At 62.3% G+C, this 14,747-nt stretch carries 11 protein-coding genes; 8 read left to right on the forward strand and 3 right to left on the reverse strand.

Annotated elements, in window-relative coordinates:
• Window positions 1-55 precede the first annotated feature (55 nt).
• Entirely contained in the window at window positions 56-661 is a 606-nt protein-coding gene (locus B5527_RS04815; protein WP_079600253.1) for a DUF1134 domain-containing protein, read from the reverse strand.
• 110 nt (window positions 662-771) lie between these two features.
• Here B5527_RS04815 and B5527_RS04820 point away from each other — a divergent pair, with 110 nt between their 5' ends.
• Window positions 772-1,296 carry a YHS domain-containing (seleno)protein gene (locus B5527_RS04820; RefSeq protein WP_079600254.1) on the forward strand — a complete coding sequence of 175 codons (525 nt, stop codon included), beginning with the start codon at window positions 772-774 and terminating at the stop codon, window positions 1,294-1,296.
• A 14-nt stretch (window positions 1,297-1,310) separates the two neighbouring features.
• Here the strand turns inward: B5527_RS04820 and B5527_RS04825 are convergent, their stop codons facing one another.
• Window positions 1,311-2,159, reverse strand: coding sequence for a 3'(2'),5'-bisphosphate nucleotidase CysQ family protein (locus tag B5527_RS04825; protein WP_079600255.1), 849 nt, complete (start codon window positions 2,157-2,159; stop codon window positions 1,311-1,313).
• Window positions 2,160-2,299: 140 nt separating this feature from the next.
• On the opposite strand from B5527_RS04825, the gene chpT reads away from it, so the two are divergent.
• From chpT to B5527_RS04865, 7 genes are all read left to right on the forward strand, one after another.
• Window positions 2,300-2,947, forward strand: a complete 648-nt coding sequence (gene chpT, locus B5527_RS04830; protein ID WP_079600256.1) for a histidine phosphotransferase ChpT — start codon at window positions 2,300-2,302, stop codon at window positions 2,945-2,947.
• A gap of 255 nt (window positions 2,948-3,202) precedes the next feature.
• Window positions 3,203-5,908, forward strand: a complete 2,706-nt coding sequence (locus tag B5527_RS04840) for a hybrid sensor histidine kinase/response regulator (protein ID WP_079600258.1) — start codon at window positions 3,203-3,205, stop codon at window positions 5,906-5,908.
• 34 nt (window positions 5,909-5,942) lie between these two features.
• Complete coding sequence (locus B5527_RS04845) at window positions 5,943-6,413, forward strand: chemotaxis protein CheW (RefSeq protein WP_079600259.1); 471 nt, start codon at window positions 5,943-5,945, stop codon at window positions 6,411-6,413.
• Between the two features lie 74 nt (window positions 6,414-6,487).
• Entirely contained in the window at window positions 6,488-6,853 is a 366-nt protein-coding gene (locus tag B5527_RS04850; RefSeq protein ID WP_079600260.1) for a response regulator, read from the forward strand.
• 82 nt (window positions 6,854-6,935) lie between these two features.
• On the forward strand, window positions 6,936-8,096 hold the full coding sequence (locus B5527_RS04855) for a protein-glutamate methylesterase/protein-glutamine glutaminase (protein WP_079600261.1): 1,161 nt from the start codon (window positions 6,936-6,938) through the stop codon (window positions 8,094-8,096).
• Window positions 8,093-8,950, forward strand: coding sequence for a CheR family methyltransferase (locus tag B5527_RS04860; protein WP_245332500.1), 858 nt, complete (start codon window positions 8,093-8,095; stop codon window positions 8,948-8,950). Before B5527_RS04855 ends, B5527_RS04860 begins: the two co-directional genes overlap by 4 nt.
• A 357-nt stretch (window positions 8,951-9,307) precedes the next feature.
• The gene (locus B5527_RS04865; RefSeq protein ID WP_245332501.1) at window positions 9,308-12,202 is read left to right on the forward strand and encodes a CheR family methyltransferase; all 2,895 of its coding nucleotides are present in this window, start codon (window positions 9,308-9,310) and stop codon (window positions 12,200-12,202) included.
• 767 nt (window positions 12,203-12,969) lie between these two features.
• Here B5527_RS04865 and B5527_RS04875 read toward each other — a convergent pair.
• The gene (locus B5527_RS04875; protein ID WP_079600264.1) at window positions 12,970-14,655 is read right to left on the reverse strand and encodes a S53 family peptidase; all 1,686 of its coding nucleotides are present in this window, start codon (window positions 14,653-14,655) and stop codon (window positions 12,970-12,972) included.
• Window positions 14,656-14,747 lie beyond the last annotated feature (92 nt).

The following is a 14,747-nucleotide window of genomic DNA, read 5'->3' on the forward strand; positions in this document are numbered from 1 at the left end:
AACGTGAATCCGTAACCCGACTCATTCCGCCGCGAGCAATCCGCGCGAGGAGACGTCAGAACGGGTTCCAGGTCGCGTGCGGGGTGTATTTGAGATAGCCGATATTGGCGCCCAGCCGTAGGCCCAGACCGGAACGGATCGGCACCAGCACGATGTTGTTCGCGGTCAATGCGGTCATCCCGAAGCCGCCGATGATATAGGCGGAGCCGTTGATGCCGACAAAGCGCTGGTAGATCGCGTTGGTCGCCGGCAGGTTGTAGACCAGCGTCATGGTGCGCGCGCCGTCGCCGCCCCAGTCGAAGCCGACCGACGGTCCCTGCCAGTAGACCCTGAGATCGCCGGCATTCTTGGTGTAAAGCGTGCCTTCGCCGTATCTCAGCCCCGCGACAAAGGCGCCGGAGCCTTCCTCGCCGAGGACATAGCCGTTGGGCAGGCCCCATTGGCTGACCGCGCGCTCGATGACCGAAGCGAGGCCGCGCGAAACATTGCCGAAAAACCGGTGCCCGGCGCTGGTCAATTCGTCCGGACCGTAGGTAGCGGCGCTGGGCTGGCGTTGCGGCGGAGGCAATTGTTCCGGCGGGCCTTGTTGCGAGGAAGCGGGCACAGTCCAGCACATCAGCGCGGCGAGCGTCACCGCTGCAAGGCGTGAGGCTAAAATCATGAAAGAACCCCTGGTATCGAAATCTCGGCCGCCGCCTTAACCTGATGCCAACTTGCACGGCTCTAGGTTGCGTCCGGTGTCCCCCGACTCGGATGTTATCGTTATCAACTATGACGGCAGAACGGCAGGAAAGAAACGGCAGTCGGTCGCGAATCGCTTTTCGCCCCGGAATAGCCTTGATCGTCGTGCTGGCGAGCCTTGTTGCAGTGCCGTGCTTCCGGTTTGCGGCTGAAGCGTCGACCACCGAGCGGGTGGTCGTCAACCGTTTCACCGGGCTGGCCATCGAGGGCTTCGATCCCGTCGCCTATTTCGTCGACGCCTGTCCCGAACGCGGGATCGAGGATTTCGAGGCGTCGGAGGCCGGCGCGGTCTGGCGTTTCCGCAACGAGGGCAATCGGGCGTCCTTTGTCGCCCATCCCGATATTTACGGTCCCCAGTTCGGCGGCTACGACCCGATCGATGTGGCGCGTGGCGTCACCTATGCCGGCAACCCACGGTTCTGGGCGATTGCCGGCGAGCGGCTTTACCTGTTCGGCCGCGAGGACAACCGCGATGCCTTTGCCGCCGACCCCGCGCGTTTTCTGCGCGAAGCCAATTCGCGCTGGCCGGTGCTGCAGCAAGGTCTGGCACAGTAGCGGGCTACAAATCGTTATCGCGCCGCCCCGGGATCGCCGCAGGCGACTCCGGGATCGCCCCAGGCGATGAATTCCGGCACGATGAAGCCCGCGCCGCCTTTGCCGAACTGCAAATCAGCCCCCTGGGCGTCGGTGATCTTGCCGCCTGCCGCGGTAACGATGGCGTAGCCAGCGGCGACATCCCATTCGCAGGTCGGCGCGAGGCGGGGATAGATATCGGCTTTACCCTCGGCCACGCGGCCGAATTTGACCGCCGAGCCGAGCTTCGCGCGAACCGCGCCTGGTCGGGCCGCAATGAAGGCCTCGGTCCGGCTATCGCCGTGCGAACGGCTGACCGCTGCGATCCAGGGTTCGCCGCGCGGCGGCAGCGGGCGGGTATGGATCGGCTTGGCCACGGAACCGGTTTGAGTCGTTAACCGCTCCGCGCCGCGACCGACCAGCCCCCGCCATATCAACCCAAGTGCCGGGGCGCCGATGATGCCCAATAGCGGCGTTCCGTTGCTCACCAGCGCGAGATTGACGGTAAATTCGTCGCGGCCGGCGACGAATTCCTTGGTGCCGTCAAGCGGATCAATCAGAAAGAAGCTGCCGTCATAAAGCGGCTTTGCCAGCTGAACGCGTTCCTCGGACAAAGCCGGCAGCCCTGGAACGAGCCGCGCCAGACCGTCGGCAATGATGCGGTCGGCGGCGAGATCCGCCTCCGTCACCGGCGATCCGTCGGTTTTGCCGTCGATCTTCATCACCTGACGGTTCACGGCAAGAATGGCGGCCCCGGCCCGGAGCACCAGGTCGGTCAACGGCGCCATCAGCGCCGCCGCGGCATCGCGATCGATCACCTCAGCGGACAAGCGTGCCTCATTCATCGGCGGTCCTCATATGCTCCTCGTCTTTCCCATCGGTTTTCGTCCCCGGTTGGCAGCCCGCGCGTTCGCAGTGTATCAAACCAGCAAGCATGCGTGATTCGCCTTAGTCCGCGCTTTCAGCGGATTTCCAGGAACCTCCTATGTCTGGCACTTCGTCTCCCGCTCCGGCCCCCGATGCCCTCGAACTGGCGGCACTGTTATGTTCGCGGGTTTGCCATGATCTCATCAGTCCGGTGGGCGCCATCGTCAATGGGCTAGAGGTCCTCGACGACAATCCCAAGCCGGACGATCGCGAATTTGCGCTCGATCTGATCCGCAAAAGCGCCAAGACGGCGTCGGCCCGGCTGCAGTTCTGCCGTCTGGCGTTCGGGGCGGCGGGATCGTCGGGCGCGCAGATCGACCTCGGCGACGCGCAGACCATGGCGCGTGGCCATCTCGAGGACAACAAGACCACGATCGCGTGGAACTTGCCGCGCGTGCTGCTGCCGAAAAACAAGGTAAAACTGCTGCTGAATATGATGGTGATCGCGCAGCAGACGATACCGCGCGGAGGCACGCTCACGGTCGATCCGATCGGCGAGGGTGATTCCATCGGCTTTCGCGTCGCTGCCAGCGGGCTCAACGCCCGCATGCCGCAGAATATCGCCGATCTCCTGAGTTCGGGCTCGGCCTCCGCCGTCGATGCCCATGCGGTGCAGCCTTATTATACGCGGCTGCTGGCGCAAGCCTGCGGACTGAAAGTAGTGCTGGCGCCCGAGGGCGATGCGGTGGTGGTGACCGCTTCCTGAAGGTGCCGCGCGCATTCCGCAAAAAGCGGGCCGCGGTGCTGCGATCGGAATGGCCGCGAAAATTACGCCAGGTCCGGGAATATGGTTAACCAACGGTTTACCCGTTGGCGCCGAATTCCGTCGGGCGGCCTTATCTCTTTGTTGAGCCCGTTCTTTTGCAATTGCTCAACCAATATTAAACGCTTTGCATAGAAGCTGGCCAAACTCCGAAAGGCGTGGCGAGGTCGCGCGCCCGTGCGTTCGAAGGCCTGTTTCATGGATGATTTGTTGCGGGAGTTCCTGACCGAAACCAGCGAGAGCCTGGATACGGTCGACAATCAACTGGTGCGGTTCGAGCAGGATCCGAACAACGCCAGGATACTCGATAATATCTTCCGCCTGGTTCACACCATCAAGGGCACCTGCGGCTTTCTGGGCCTGCCGCGGCTGGAAGCGCTGGCGCACGCCGGCGAGACCTTGATGGGCAAATTCCGAGACGGCATGCCGGTCACGGCCGACGCCGTCAGCCTGATTCTCGCCAGCATCGACCGCATCAAGGAAATTCTCGCCGGGCTTGAAGCCACGGAGGCCGAACCTGCGGGCGACGATCAGGATCTGATCGTCAAGCTTCAGGAGATGGTGGAGCGCGGGATGGCCGCGATGTCAGCGGCTCCTGTTCCTGCCAAGCCTGCGATCGAGCAGGGCACCCTGGTGCCCCAGATACTGGAGCGGCCATTGCGTCCCGGCGAAGTGTCGCTGGACGAACTGGAGCGGGCGTTCCGCGAGACCGCGATCGAGACTGCCCCCCCGCGCGCGGCCGTGGCCGCGCCACCGCCCGTGACGCCCGCGGCTGAGAAGCGCGCCGGGCTGCCGAAACAGCCGAAACCCGCGGCCGCCAAATCGGTGGTCGAGTCTGATGTGCCCGAGGCCGACAAAGTCGCCAACCAGTCGATCCGCGTCAATGTCGACACGCTGGAACACCTGATGACCATGGTGTCGGAACTGGTGCTGACCCGCAACCAGCTGCTCGAGATCTCCAGGCGCAACGAGGATACCGAGTTCAAGGTGCCGCTGCAGCGGCTGTCCAACGTCACCGCCGAGCTGCAGGAAGGCGTCATGAAGACGCGGATGCAGCCGATCGGCAATGCCTGGCAGAAGCTGCCGCGCATCGTGCGCGACCTGTCCGGCGAACTGCACAAGCAGATCGAACTGGAGATGCACGGCGCCGACACCGAGCTCGACCGGCAGGTGCTCGACCTGATCAAGGATCCCCTGACCCACATGGTGCGCAACTCGGCCGATCACGGGCTCGAGACCCCTGCCGAGCGGGCGGCCGCCGGCAAGCCCGAACAGGGCACCATCCGGCTGTCGGCCTATCACGAAGGCGGCCACATCATCATCTGCATTGCCGACAACGGCCGCGGCCTCGACACCGAGCGGATCAAGGCCAAGGCGGTGGCGAACGGTCTCGTCACCGAGGCCGAACTGGAGAAGATGACGGAAGCCCAGATCCACAAGTTCATCTTCGCGCCGGGCTTCTCCACCGCCGCCGCGGTCACATCGGTGTCCGGGCGCGGCGTCGGCATGGACGTGGTGCGCACCAATATCGACCAGATCGGCGGCACCATCGACGTCAAGTCGGTGGCCGGCGAAGGCTCCAGCGTCACCATCAAGATCCCGCTGACGCTCGCCATCGTCTCGGCGCTGATCGTGGAAGCCGCCGGCGACCGCTTTGCCATTCCGCAGCTGGCGGTAGTCGAGCTGGTTCGGGCCCGGGCCAACTCCGAGCACCGCATCGAGCGCATCAAGGATACCGCGGTATTGCGGCTGCGCAACAAGCTGTTGCCGCTGATGCACCTGAAGAAGCTGCTCAAGATCGACGACGGCTCCTCTTCCGATCCGGAGAACGGTTTTATCGTGGTGACCCAGGTTGGCAGCCAGACCTTCGGCATCGTGGTCGACGGCGTGTTCCACACCGAGGAAATCGTGGTCAAGCCGATGTCGACCAAGCTGCGCCACATCGAGATGTTCTCCGGCAACACCATCCTCGGCGATGGCGCCGTGATCATGATCATCGATCCCAACGGCATTGCCAAGGCGCTCGGCGCCGCCGGCACGGCCGCCCATGAGATGTCGGACGAGAGCGCCGCGATGCGCGCCTCTTCCGCCGAACAATTGACCTCGCTGCTGGTGTTCCGCGCCGGCTCGACCCAGCCCAAGGCGGTGCTGCTGGCGTTGGTCACCCGGCTGGAAGAGATCGCCATCGACAAGATCGAACTCTCCAACGGCCGCCATATGGTGCAGTACCGCGACCAGCTGATGCCGCTGGTGCAGATGTCCGGCGTCAGCGTCCAGACCTCGGGCGCCCAGCCGATCCTGGTGTTCGCCGACGATCACCGTTCGATGGGGCTCGTGGTCGACGAGATCATCGACATCGTCGAGGAGCGGCTCAACATCGAGGTCGCCGGCTCCCAGGAGGGCATTCTCGGCTCTGCCGTGATCAAGGGCCAGGCCACCGAGGTGATCGACGTCGGCCACTTCCTGCCGATGGCGTTCGCCGACTGGTTCAGCCGCAAGGAGATGCAGCCCTCGAAGAGCTCGCAATCGATCCTTTTGGTCGACGACAGCGCGTTCTTCCGCAACATGCTGGCGCCGGTGTTGAAGGCGGCGGGCTACAAGGTGCGGGTGGCTCCCAATGCGCAGGAGGGCCTGGTGGCGCTGCGCTCGGGCCAGACCTTCGATGTGGTGCTGACCGACATCGAAATGCCCGACATGAACGGCTTCGAATTCGCCGAGACCATCCGGGCCGACCAGCACCTGAGCGCGATGCCGATCATCGCGCTGTCCTCGATGGTGTCGCCGGCAGCGATCGAGCGCGGCCGGCTGGCCGGCTTCTACGATTACGTCGGCAAGTTCGACCGCCCCGGCCTGATCGCGGCCTTGAAGGAACAGACCGCCGAACTCCACCGGGCTGCGGCATGAAACAAGTTCAGCCGGACGGCATGAGGTATCCAGCATGACCAGCAAGACCGAAACCACCGAAGGCGCCGTTGGCGAATTCGTCACCGCGGTCATCGGCGGCCAGCTGTTCGGCTTGCCGATCTCGCGGGTCCAGGACGTGTTCATGCCGGAGCGGCTGACGCGGGTGCCGCTGTCGCCGGGCGAGATCGCCGGCGTGCTCAATCTGCGCGGCCGTATCGTCACGGTGGTGGACATGCGCGCCCGTCTCGGCCTGCCGAAGAACGACGACGGCAAGCCGCCGATGGCGGTGGGCGTCGACCTGCGCGGCGAATCCTACGGCCTCCTGATCGATCAGATCGGCGAAGTGCTCAAGCTCGCCGACGACGGCCGCGAGGAAAACCCCGTCAACCTCGATCCCCGCATGGCCAAACTCGCCGGCGGCGTGCATCGCCTTGACGGCCAGCTCATGGTCGTTCTCGACGTCGATCGCGTCCTCGAAATCGTTCCTGATATGCAGGCGGCGTAAGGAATATTAGCGGGCAGGTCGTAAACTCGATCTGCATTTGAAAATGTCCCTTCCGGGAAGAAGCAGAGGCTAAAATGAGAACATGTCTTGTTGTCGATGACTCAAGCGTCATTCGCAAGGTCGCAAGGCGCATCTTGGAAGGCCTGAATTTCCAGATCGTCGAAGCCGAGGACGGCGAGAAGGCGCTGGAAGTCTGCAAGCGCGGGTTGCCCGATGCCATCCTGCTCGACTGGAACATGCCGGTCATGGACGGCTATGAGTTTCTCGGCAATCTGCGCCGGATGCCCGGCGGCGATCAGCCCAAGGTGGTGTTCTGCACCACCGAGAACGACGTCGCGCACATCGCGCGCGCGCTGCACGCCGGCGCCAACGAATACATCATGAAGCCGTTCGACAAGGACATCGTCACGGCCAAGTTCCAGGAAGTTGGCCTGATCTGATCTGTCCGTTTCGATCCGGCGGCTGAACTGCCTTCGGCGTTATCGTTTCCATCGTGCCGCCTTCGGCCGGATCTGGTGAATAATGAGTGTTGCGTTGGCAAGTTGCTCGACCTCCAGTACGACGCGGCAAGAGCCGCTGCGGGTGATGGTGGTCGATGACTCCGTGGTTATTCGCGGATTGATATCGCGCTGGATCGCGTCCGAACCCGACATGGTTGTCGCGGCCTCGCTGCGCACCGGCCGTGACGCCGTCAACCAGATCGATCGCGTCAATCCCGACGTCGCCGTGCTCGATATCGAAATGCCGGAGCTTGACGGCATTTCGGCGCTGCCCCTGCTGCTGGCGAAGAAACGCAACCTGATCATCATCATGGCGTCGACCCTGACCCGCCGTAACGCGGAGATCAGCTTCAAGGCACTGTCGCTTGGCGCTTCGGACTACATTCCAAAGCCCGAAAGCACCCGCGAACCCGCTGCCGCCGAGACGTTTCACCACGATCTGATTCAGAAAATCCGCTCGCTCGGCGCCAAGGTCCGCCGCACCGTGCCGGCAACAGCAAGTCCTCCGCTGGCGCCGGCGCTGGAACGGTCGCGTGAGCCGCAGCCGCGGTCGCCGCTGGCGCAGCCGCAACTGACGCATCGTGCGTTCAGCACGCAGGCGCCGCGCGTGCTCGTGATCGGATCATCGACGGGCGGCCCGCAGGCGCTGATGGCGCTAGTCACCGACCTCGGTCCCGTGATCGATCGGTTTCCGGTGCTGATCACGCAACATATGCCGCCGACCTTCACGACGATTCTCGCCGAGCATCTGGCGCGCTCGAGCCACCGGCCGGCGCACGAAGCCGTCGATGGCGAGATCGTCAGGGCCGGTACGATCTATCTGGCACCGGGCGGCCGCCACATGCGCGTCGCGCGCCACGGCGCCGAGGTTGCGATCGCGCTCGATGATGGACCGCCGGTGAATTTCTGCAAACCCGCGGTCGACCCGTTGTTCACTTCCGCGATCGACGTCTGGCAGGGCGGCGTTCTGGCTGTCGTGCTGACCGGCATGGGTTCGGACGGGACGCGCGGCGGCAAGGAGATCGTGGCGGCCGGCGGCAACGTGATCGCCCAGGACGAAGCCTCGAGCGTGGTGTGGGGAATGCCCGGTGCGGCGGCCAATGCCGGGATTTGCGCGGCCGTGCTGCCGCTCAATCAGATCGCGCAGAAACTGGTTCGGGTGTTTTCGGGAGACCGTTCGTGACGTCGGACTATGAGTTCTTGCGCAAGCTTCTGAAAGAGAGTTCCGGCCTGGACCTGTCTACCGACAAGCAATATCTGGTGGAAAGCCGGTTGATGCCGCTGGCGCGAAGAGCCGGTCTGCCCGGAATTGCCGAACTGGTCGCAAAGATAAAGAGTGGATCCGACGCGCTGACGTCAGACGTGGTCGAGGCGATGACCACCAACGAGACATTCTTTTTCCGCGACAAGCTTCCGTTCGATCATCTGCGCGAGGAGCTGCTGCCGGCCCTGGTGCAGGCGCGCGCCGGCCGCCGCAGCCTGCGGATCTGGTCGGCGGCCTCTTCGACCGGGCAGGAGCCGTATTCGATCGCGATGTGCGTCAAGGAATTCGCGGCGCTGGCGGGCTGGCGAATTGAAATCATTGCGACCGACCTGTCGCAGGCGGTGCTCGAGAAATCCAGAGCCGGCATCTTCAGCCAGTTCGAAGTCCAGCGCGGCTTGCCGATCCAGATGCTGGTCAAGTATTTCGCGCAGGTCGGCGAGTTGTGGCAGCTCAACGCCGATATCCGCGCCATGGTGCAGCACCGGCAGCTGAACCTGCTGCAGGATTTTTCGCATCTCGGAACGTTCGACGTGATCTTCTGCCGCAACGTCATGATCTATTTCGACCAGGACACCAAGGCCGGCATCTTCGACCGTCTTGCCAGGGTGCTCGAACCCGATGGCGGACTGGCGCTGGGCGCCGCAGAATCCGTGCTCGGTATCTCCGACGCCTTCAAGCCCTATCCGGACCGGCGCGGACTTTACCACCCGAACCCGGCGCGCGCCGCGCGCGCGGGTGCTGCGTCGGCGATGAAGGCGGTTGCTGCGCGCTAGAACACGGCGTGGACTCGTCAGCACTTTGCGGGATACCGCGTTATGGTCGCGATCTGTCCGCAACATCATTGTTCCCTGTTGCCCTCGATGCAGGCTCTGCGGGAAGTGGTCCGCCGTGGAGCCGCCAGTGCTCAAAATAACTTCTGCTTTCGGGGCATGACGGCCGTGGCCGGACTTCCCGCTGGCTCGCCCCGGTCGTGAATGACCCCGAAGCGGACTTGGCTTGCAGGAATTTCGCCTCGCCAAGTAGGGGGGGAGATCGATCTAACTCCGCCCACGCCAAGCGCGGCCCGATGGCAGGCTCCGCACCGAACACTGGATCGTGTCCACGCGGCGGGCGCGCGACTTTCGTCACCTGTGGAACCCAATCCCCTCGGGTTTCAAATTCATGTCATTCCGCCGAATGCCACGCTGACCCTTGAAGGCGACGTGCTGCGGGTTTCCATGCCCGCCCCCGCGCGGGAGTATCGCCGCCCCATCGACACGTTTTTTGCCTCCCTTGCGGAGAATCAGGAAGACTGCGCCGTCGGCATTATCTTGTCGGGTGTCGGCAGCGACGGATCGCTGGGGATCAAGGCGATCAAGGAGCATGGCGGCTTCACGCTCGCTCAGGCGGAATTCGACGAAACCGCGATGATCGGGATGCCGCGCAGCGCGGCGGCGACGGGTCTGGTCGATCACGTCGCATCGGTCGAGAAGCTCCCTGCGAAGCTCCTCGAACATCAGGCTTATTTAGCCAAGGTCGAGGAGCGAAAGGGTACAGACGGCGCGCGCGACGACGTCCGGGAAAGTCTGGCGGCGATCACCACCGTGCTGCGCAAGCGCCTCAAGCACGACTTCAGCGGCTACAAGCAAAACACCATGGTCCGGCGCATCCAGCGCCGGATGCAGGTGCTCCAGATCGAAGCCGTTCCCGCCTATGCCGAGCATTTGCGGCGGGAGCCGTCGGAAGGCGACGCGCTGTTTCGCGAACTCCTGATCGGAGTAACGCAATTTTTCCGCGACGAGGATTCATTCGAGGCGCTGAAAGCGAACTTGCTGCCGTCGCTGTTGGCCGCCAGGGAGGCCGGCGATCCGTTTCGGGTCTGGGTCGCCGGCTGCGCCTCAGGAGAAGAGGTTTATTCCATCGCCATCCTGTTGCAGGAGGCCATCGGAGCGCACCGCACCGACGCCACAGTAACGATTTTTGGGACCGACATCGATCCACAGGCCATTGCGTTTGCCCGCGCCGCCCGTTTTCGCAGGATGGACGGCATTTCACCTGAACGGCTACAACGCTGGTTTGTGAAGAACGGCGAGGATTACCTTCCGACCCACGCCATCCGCGACATGTGCGTATTTTCCGAACACAATCTGATCAGAGACCCGCCGTTTTCCAAGATCGATCTGATCTCCTGCCGCAACGTGCTGATCTACATGGAAAACGACTTCCAGCACCGGGTCATGCAGACATTCCATTATGCGCTTCGGTCGGGCGGATATCTGTTCATCGGACCATCGGAAAGCATCAGCCGCGAATCGCGGCTGTTCAGCGTTGCTGACAAGAAGCATCGCGTCCTCCAGCGCGATGACAGCGTGAGAGCGGCGCTTCCGGACTTTCAGCCTCACTCCAGGGCGGCCGCGACAGTGCAGGCGCCTGCCGTCCGCGAGGACCAGATCGACAAAAGCGCGCGTCGCGTCATGGCGAAGCATTCTCCCGCATATTTTGTCGTCGACCGCCACCACAATATCGTGCGCTTTTCCGGAGGTGAGACCGGCCGCTATCTCGAACCGTCGGAAGGCAACGCCAGCCTGAACTTCTTCGCCAATCTGGCAAGAAGCCTGCGACCGCAAGTGCGGCGCGCCGTCGAGGGCGCATTTGCCACCGGCAGGATGGTCGAAGAGGAGAATTTGAGGATCGAAAACGGCGGCCAGTTCGTGGACCTCCTGGTCGAGCCGATCGCCGAGTTGGGAAAGCCGATCGGCATGGTCGTGGTGGGGTTTCGCGAAGGCCGGCCGCGAACCGAGCCGGCGCGCGACGGAGAAGCGTCGTCGGCCACCTTGCGCGATGTTGAGGCGCTCGGGCAAGAATTGCGCACCCTGCAGATTCGTCATCAGGCCACCAGCGATGAACTGGAAAGCCAGCTCGAAAACATGAAGTCGGTGATGGAGGAATACCAATCGGTCAACGAAGAGCTTCAATCGTCCAATGAGGAATTGGAGACTGCCAAGGAGGAAATGCAATCGGTGAACGAAGAGCTTCAGACCATCAACGGCGAACTGCATGGCAAGAACGACCTCTTGATGCAGGCCAACAACGACCTGCAGAATCTCCTCGACAGCACCCAGATTGCGACTATTTTCCTAGATGACGACCTGCGCCTCAGGAATTTCACGCCGGCGGCGATGGAAGTATTTTCCTTGCGGGACAGCGACCGTGGCCGTCCGATGACGGATATCATGTCGCTGCTTTCCTACGACAAACTCCGCGAGGACGTCAGGATCGTTCAGCGCACCCTGAGCGTCGTGGAGCACCAACTCGATCTGAAGGACGAGAGCGCGACCTACATCATGCGGATGCGGCCGTATCGCACCGTTGCAAACGTGATTTCCGGCGTGGTCTTGACCTTCAACAACGTGACCGAGCCGAAGCGGCAAAACGAGCATCTGCAAATCCTGATGCAGGAATTGCAACACCGCACCAACAACCTCTTCACTGTGATTCAGGCCATGGCGCGCCAGACGGCGCGGACCAGCACGACTTTTGGCGAATTTGAAACGCAGTTCGGTTCGAGAGTACAGGGCCTGGCCCAATCCAATGCCTTGCTTATCGATCAGGACTGGAAGGGCGTCTCGCTGGACAAGCTCATCGAAACCCAGCTTGCGCCGTTCGTCGGCGCCGACACGATGCGGATCGAGGCGGTTGGGCCGCAGGTCAGGCTCGCGGCCGGCGCCGTGCAGACCCTCGGGCTGGCGCTACACGAACTCGCGACCAATGCCTCGAAATATGGCGCGCTGTCAGCGCCCGGCGGCAGGGTCGTGCTGAGTTGGAGCTTCGAAGACAAGAACGGCGCTCCCGAATCGTTTCGGATTGAATGGCGCGAAGAGGGCGGACCTCCGGTCAAACCGTCAACACGCAAAGGCTTCGGCCGTTTTGTCACCGATCAGATGGTAACGCGCGCGCTCAATGCGACCGTCGAAACCGACCTTGCATCGGAAGGATTGCGATGGAGGCTGCAAATGCTGGCAAGCGAGGCTCGTGCTCCGGCATGATCCGATCTTCGGACGCTGGCGTTGAAAAGCTCATACTCAATCGTGTTGTGGTCGGGATTCGAAACGGCAGGCTGATCAAACAATTTACCGCTGGTCAGATTAGCTAGAACAGGGCGTGGACTCGTCAGCACTTTGCGGGATACCGCGTTATGGTCGCGATCTGTCCGCAACATCATTGTTCCCTGTTGCCCTCGATGCAGGCTCTGCGGGAAGTGGCCTGCCGTGGAGCCGCCAGTGCTCAAAATAACTTCCGCTTTCCGGGCATGACGGCCGTGGCCGAACTTTCCGCCGGCTCGCCCTGTTCGCTTTTGATCCCGGCTCGGACATTGGCCCTTTTCAACGTAAGGTCGCGCAGAGGCTCCGCCGACCTGGTGAAAAAGGCGGATGAGCGCCCGCGGGCTGATGGATGCGCCGCGTTGTCCATAACGAATCCGGCCCGCTGTTTCGGGATCGACTGAACGAAATTACACACGCGACAATGAAATCGACGCTTTTAGTTCAAACTTGTAGCTGTCGCTGGCGCAGACCAGGTTTTGATTGAGGCCTGAGCCGTCACCGTTCACAGCGTCGGTGGCGCGGCAGCGGATGCGTTCGCTTTCCCCGTGGTCCAACGAGTAATGCCCGTTCCGGGAGGACTTCGATGCTGGCAGATCCTGGGAGTGAGCTTACGAATTTCCCGAACAGGAAACGATGCGCGAGGCAGGTGATCCTCGCAGATTGAATTGTCCCCTTCGATCCGTCAGGGTTGTTCTAGATGGACTACTCGTCTATTTCTTGGTTCGAACACGGGTTTTTCTTTTGCTTGCTATAGATTTAGATTTTGACTTAGCCGAGGTCGGCCTAATTGCCTTGATGAGTTGCGGGGCGATCGGTGAACCGAGGCCGGTGCACGCGTCCCAGCCGGTACTAGCTACGAAGCTGCCGTTGTTTCCCTGCACGATGTCGCGGAAGGCGGCAGTGCCTTGAGTGCCATAAATGGCGGGTTGGATAAAACCGGCGGATTTGCCGTTCTGTTGATTGGCCACAGCAATGACGCCAGCCCACAGCGGAGCAACGGCACTCGTGCCGCCGATTACCAAGGTCTTCCCGTCAACGCGGACGACATAGCCGCTGGCGGGGTCAGCGTCGCCGGCAACGTCTGGAACGCCGCGACCGCCAGCGGGGTCCGTAGGTTTGGGGACTTTCGAATTGGCCTGCCAGGTTGGCAGCGGGAAGATGTTGCTGACGCCTCCGCCGGTCGCGCCGCCCTGTGGCTGGGCATTCCAGACAGTCTCAGCCGTGATGGTTGAGCCGCTGCCCTGTAGGTTGGTGCCACCACAGGCGAGGACGTGCGGGCTCGAAGCGGGGAAATCGACATGATTCTTACCGTCGGTAACGGCGTCTGAGGAGCCGTTGTCGCCCGATGCTGCGGTAATAGTGATGCCGAGGGCAGCTGCAGATTGGCAGGCGGCGTCAAGTGCGGCCATGGCCTGGGCGGTCCAGTTGACTTCAGCCGAGCCCCAAGAGATCGAGATGACACTGGGTTTGTAGGTGGTGTCGTGAATGGCGTGAGCGATAGCGTCGACAAATCCCTGATCAGTGTTGGGCGCAAAGTAAACGACTATGCGCGCACCCGGAGCGACGGCACCGGCAACGTCGATGTCGAGCATGACCTCGCCGTCAGCGCTGCTGGAGTTTGTGGGGTTGTTCCTACCGGTTCCTATTGGGACGGCTATTACGGTAGGTGGCTTCTGGCCGAGGGTTTTGAAGTAGGCCGTAATGTCTGTCTGGCGAAAGCCGCCGCCAAGTTCGATGATGCCGATTGTTTGATTGGATGCTGTAACGCCATTTGGAAGTTGGTAGAGTTCGCCGACCTGCACCGGAGTATACGAGATTATGCCTCCGGCATGGGGACGGGCGAAACCTTGGCCTTGAGCGGCTTGAGCAGCGGCTACATCCTGTTCGCCAAGGATGCGAAAGTGTGGTTCAGCTTGCGGACGATTGTCCAGGCCTAGGACGGCGACCACGTAGCCCTGAAGTTCGGCCGGGAGATTGATGCTGCCTTCACGAACCCGGTAGGTTACGCCCTCCATCGTCTTGTGTGCAAGGGAGACGCCGAATGCTCGTTGCATGTTGGCGACTGTACCGGTGAGCTTGACGGTTCGACGTCCGGGTGCTGGCGTGCCAGGCTGGACGGTAAGGCCAAACTCTTTGGCGAAGCGCTCAACGAGCTTCACGGCGGCGGGGTCTGCCGCATGGCTATCGTTGAACTGTGCGCGAGTGAGGCGTTGTTCGCCTGTGATATGCGCTGCCTTGAGCGGCGTCTTGCGTCGGACAATGACCGATACGGTGATGCGGGCGGCCAAAGGCGCCGGCTTTTCGCTGCCCGCATCCGCGAGGGGTGCTTTCTCGCTGCCCGACAATACAGTGCGGCTTTGAGTGGCGAAGTGAGGAACGGATTTTTTCGATGCCATTTTGGTCCTCCAAGGCGGATAAATTGTGAGGAGTTGGCAAAAAAATGCTGTTTTCGACCACCGGGTTATAAGCTTGTCGGCGACGGTCCTGG

The sequence above is a fragment of the Bradyrhizobium erythrophlei genome, assembly GCF_900129425.1.
Classification (GTDB): Bacteria; Pseudomonadota; Alphaproteobacteria; order Rhizobiales; family Xanthobacteraceae; genus Bradyrhizobium; species Bradyrhizobium erythrophlei_C.

Bases quoted from the DNA above. Each gene is read 5' to 3' on its own strand.
- B5527_RS04840 (WP_079600258.1), top strand. From the start codon at position 3,203: ATGGATGATTTGTTGCGGGAGTTCCTGACCGAAACCAGCGAGAGCCTG.
- B5527_RS04845 (WP_079600259.1), top strand. From the start codon at position 5,943: ATGACCAGCAAGACCGAAACCACCGAAGGCGCCGTTGGCGAATTCGTC.
- B5527_RS04875 (WP_079600264.1), bottom strand. From the start codon at position 14,655: ATGGCATCGAAAAAATCCGTTCCTCACTTCGCCACTCAAAGCCGCACT.
- B5527_RS04850 (WP_079600260.1), top strand. From the start codon at position 6,488: ATGAGAACATGTCTTGTTGTCGATGACTCAAGCGTCATTCGCAAGGTC.
- chpT (WP_079600256.1), top strand. From the start codon at position 2,300: ATGTCTGGCACTTCGTCTCCCGCTCCGGCCCCCGATGCCCTCGAACTG.
- B5527_RS04815 (WP_079600253.1), bottom strand. From the start codon at position 661: ATGATTTTAGCCTCACGCCTTGCAGCGGTGACGCTCGCCGCGCTGATG.
- B5527_RS04820 (WP_079600254.1), top strand. From the start codon at position 772: ATGACGGCAGAACGGCAGGAAAGAAACGGCAGTCGGTCGCGAATCGCT.
- B5527_RS04825 (WP_079600255.1), bottom strand. From the start codon at position 2,159: ATGAATGAGGCACGCTTGTCCGCTGAGGTGATCGATCGCGATGCCGCG.
- B5527_RS04855 (WP_079600261.1), top strand. From the start codon at position 6,936: ATGAGTGTTGCGTTGGCAAGTTGCTCGACCTCCAGTACGACGCGGCAA.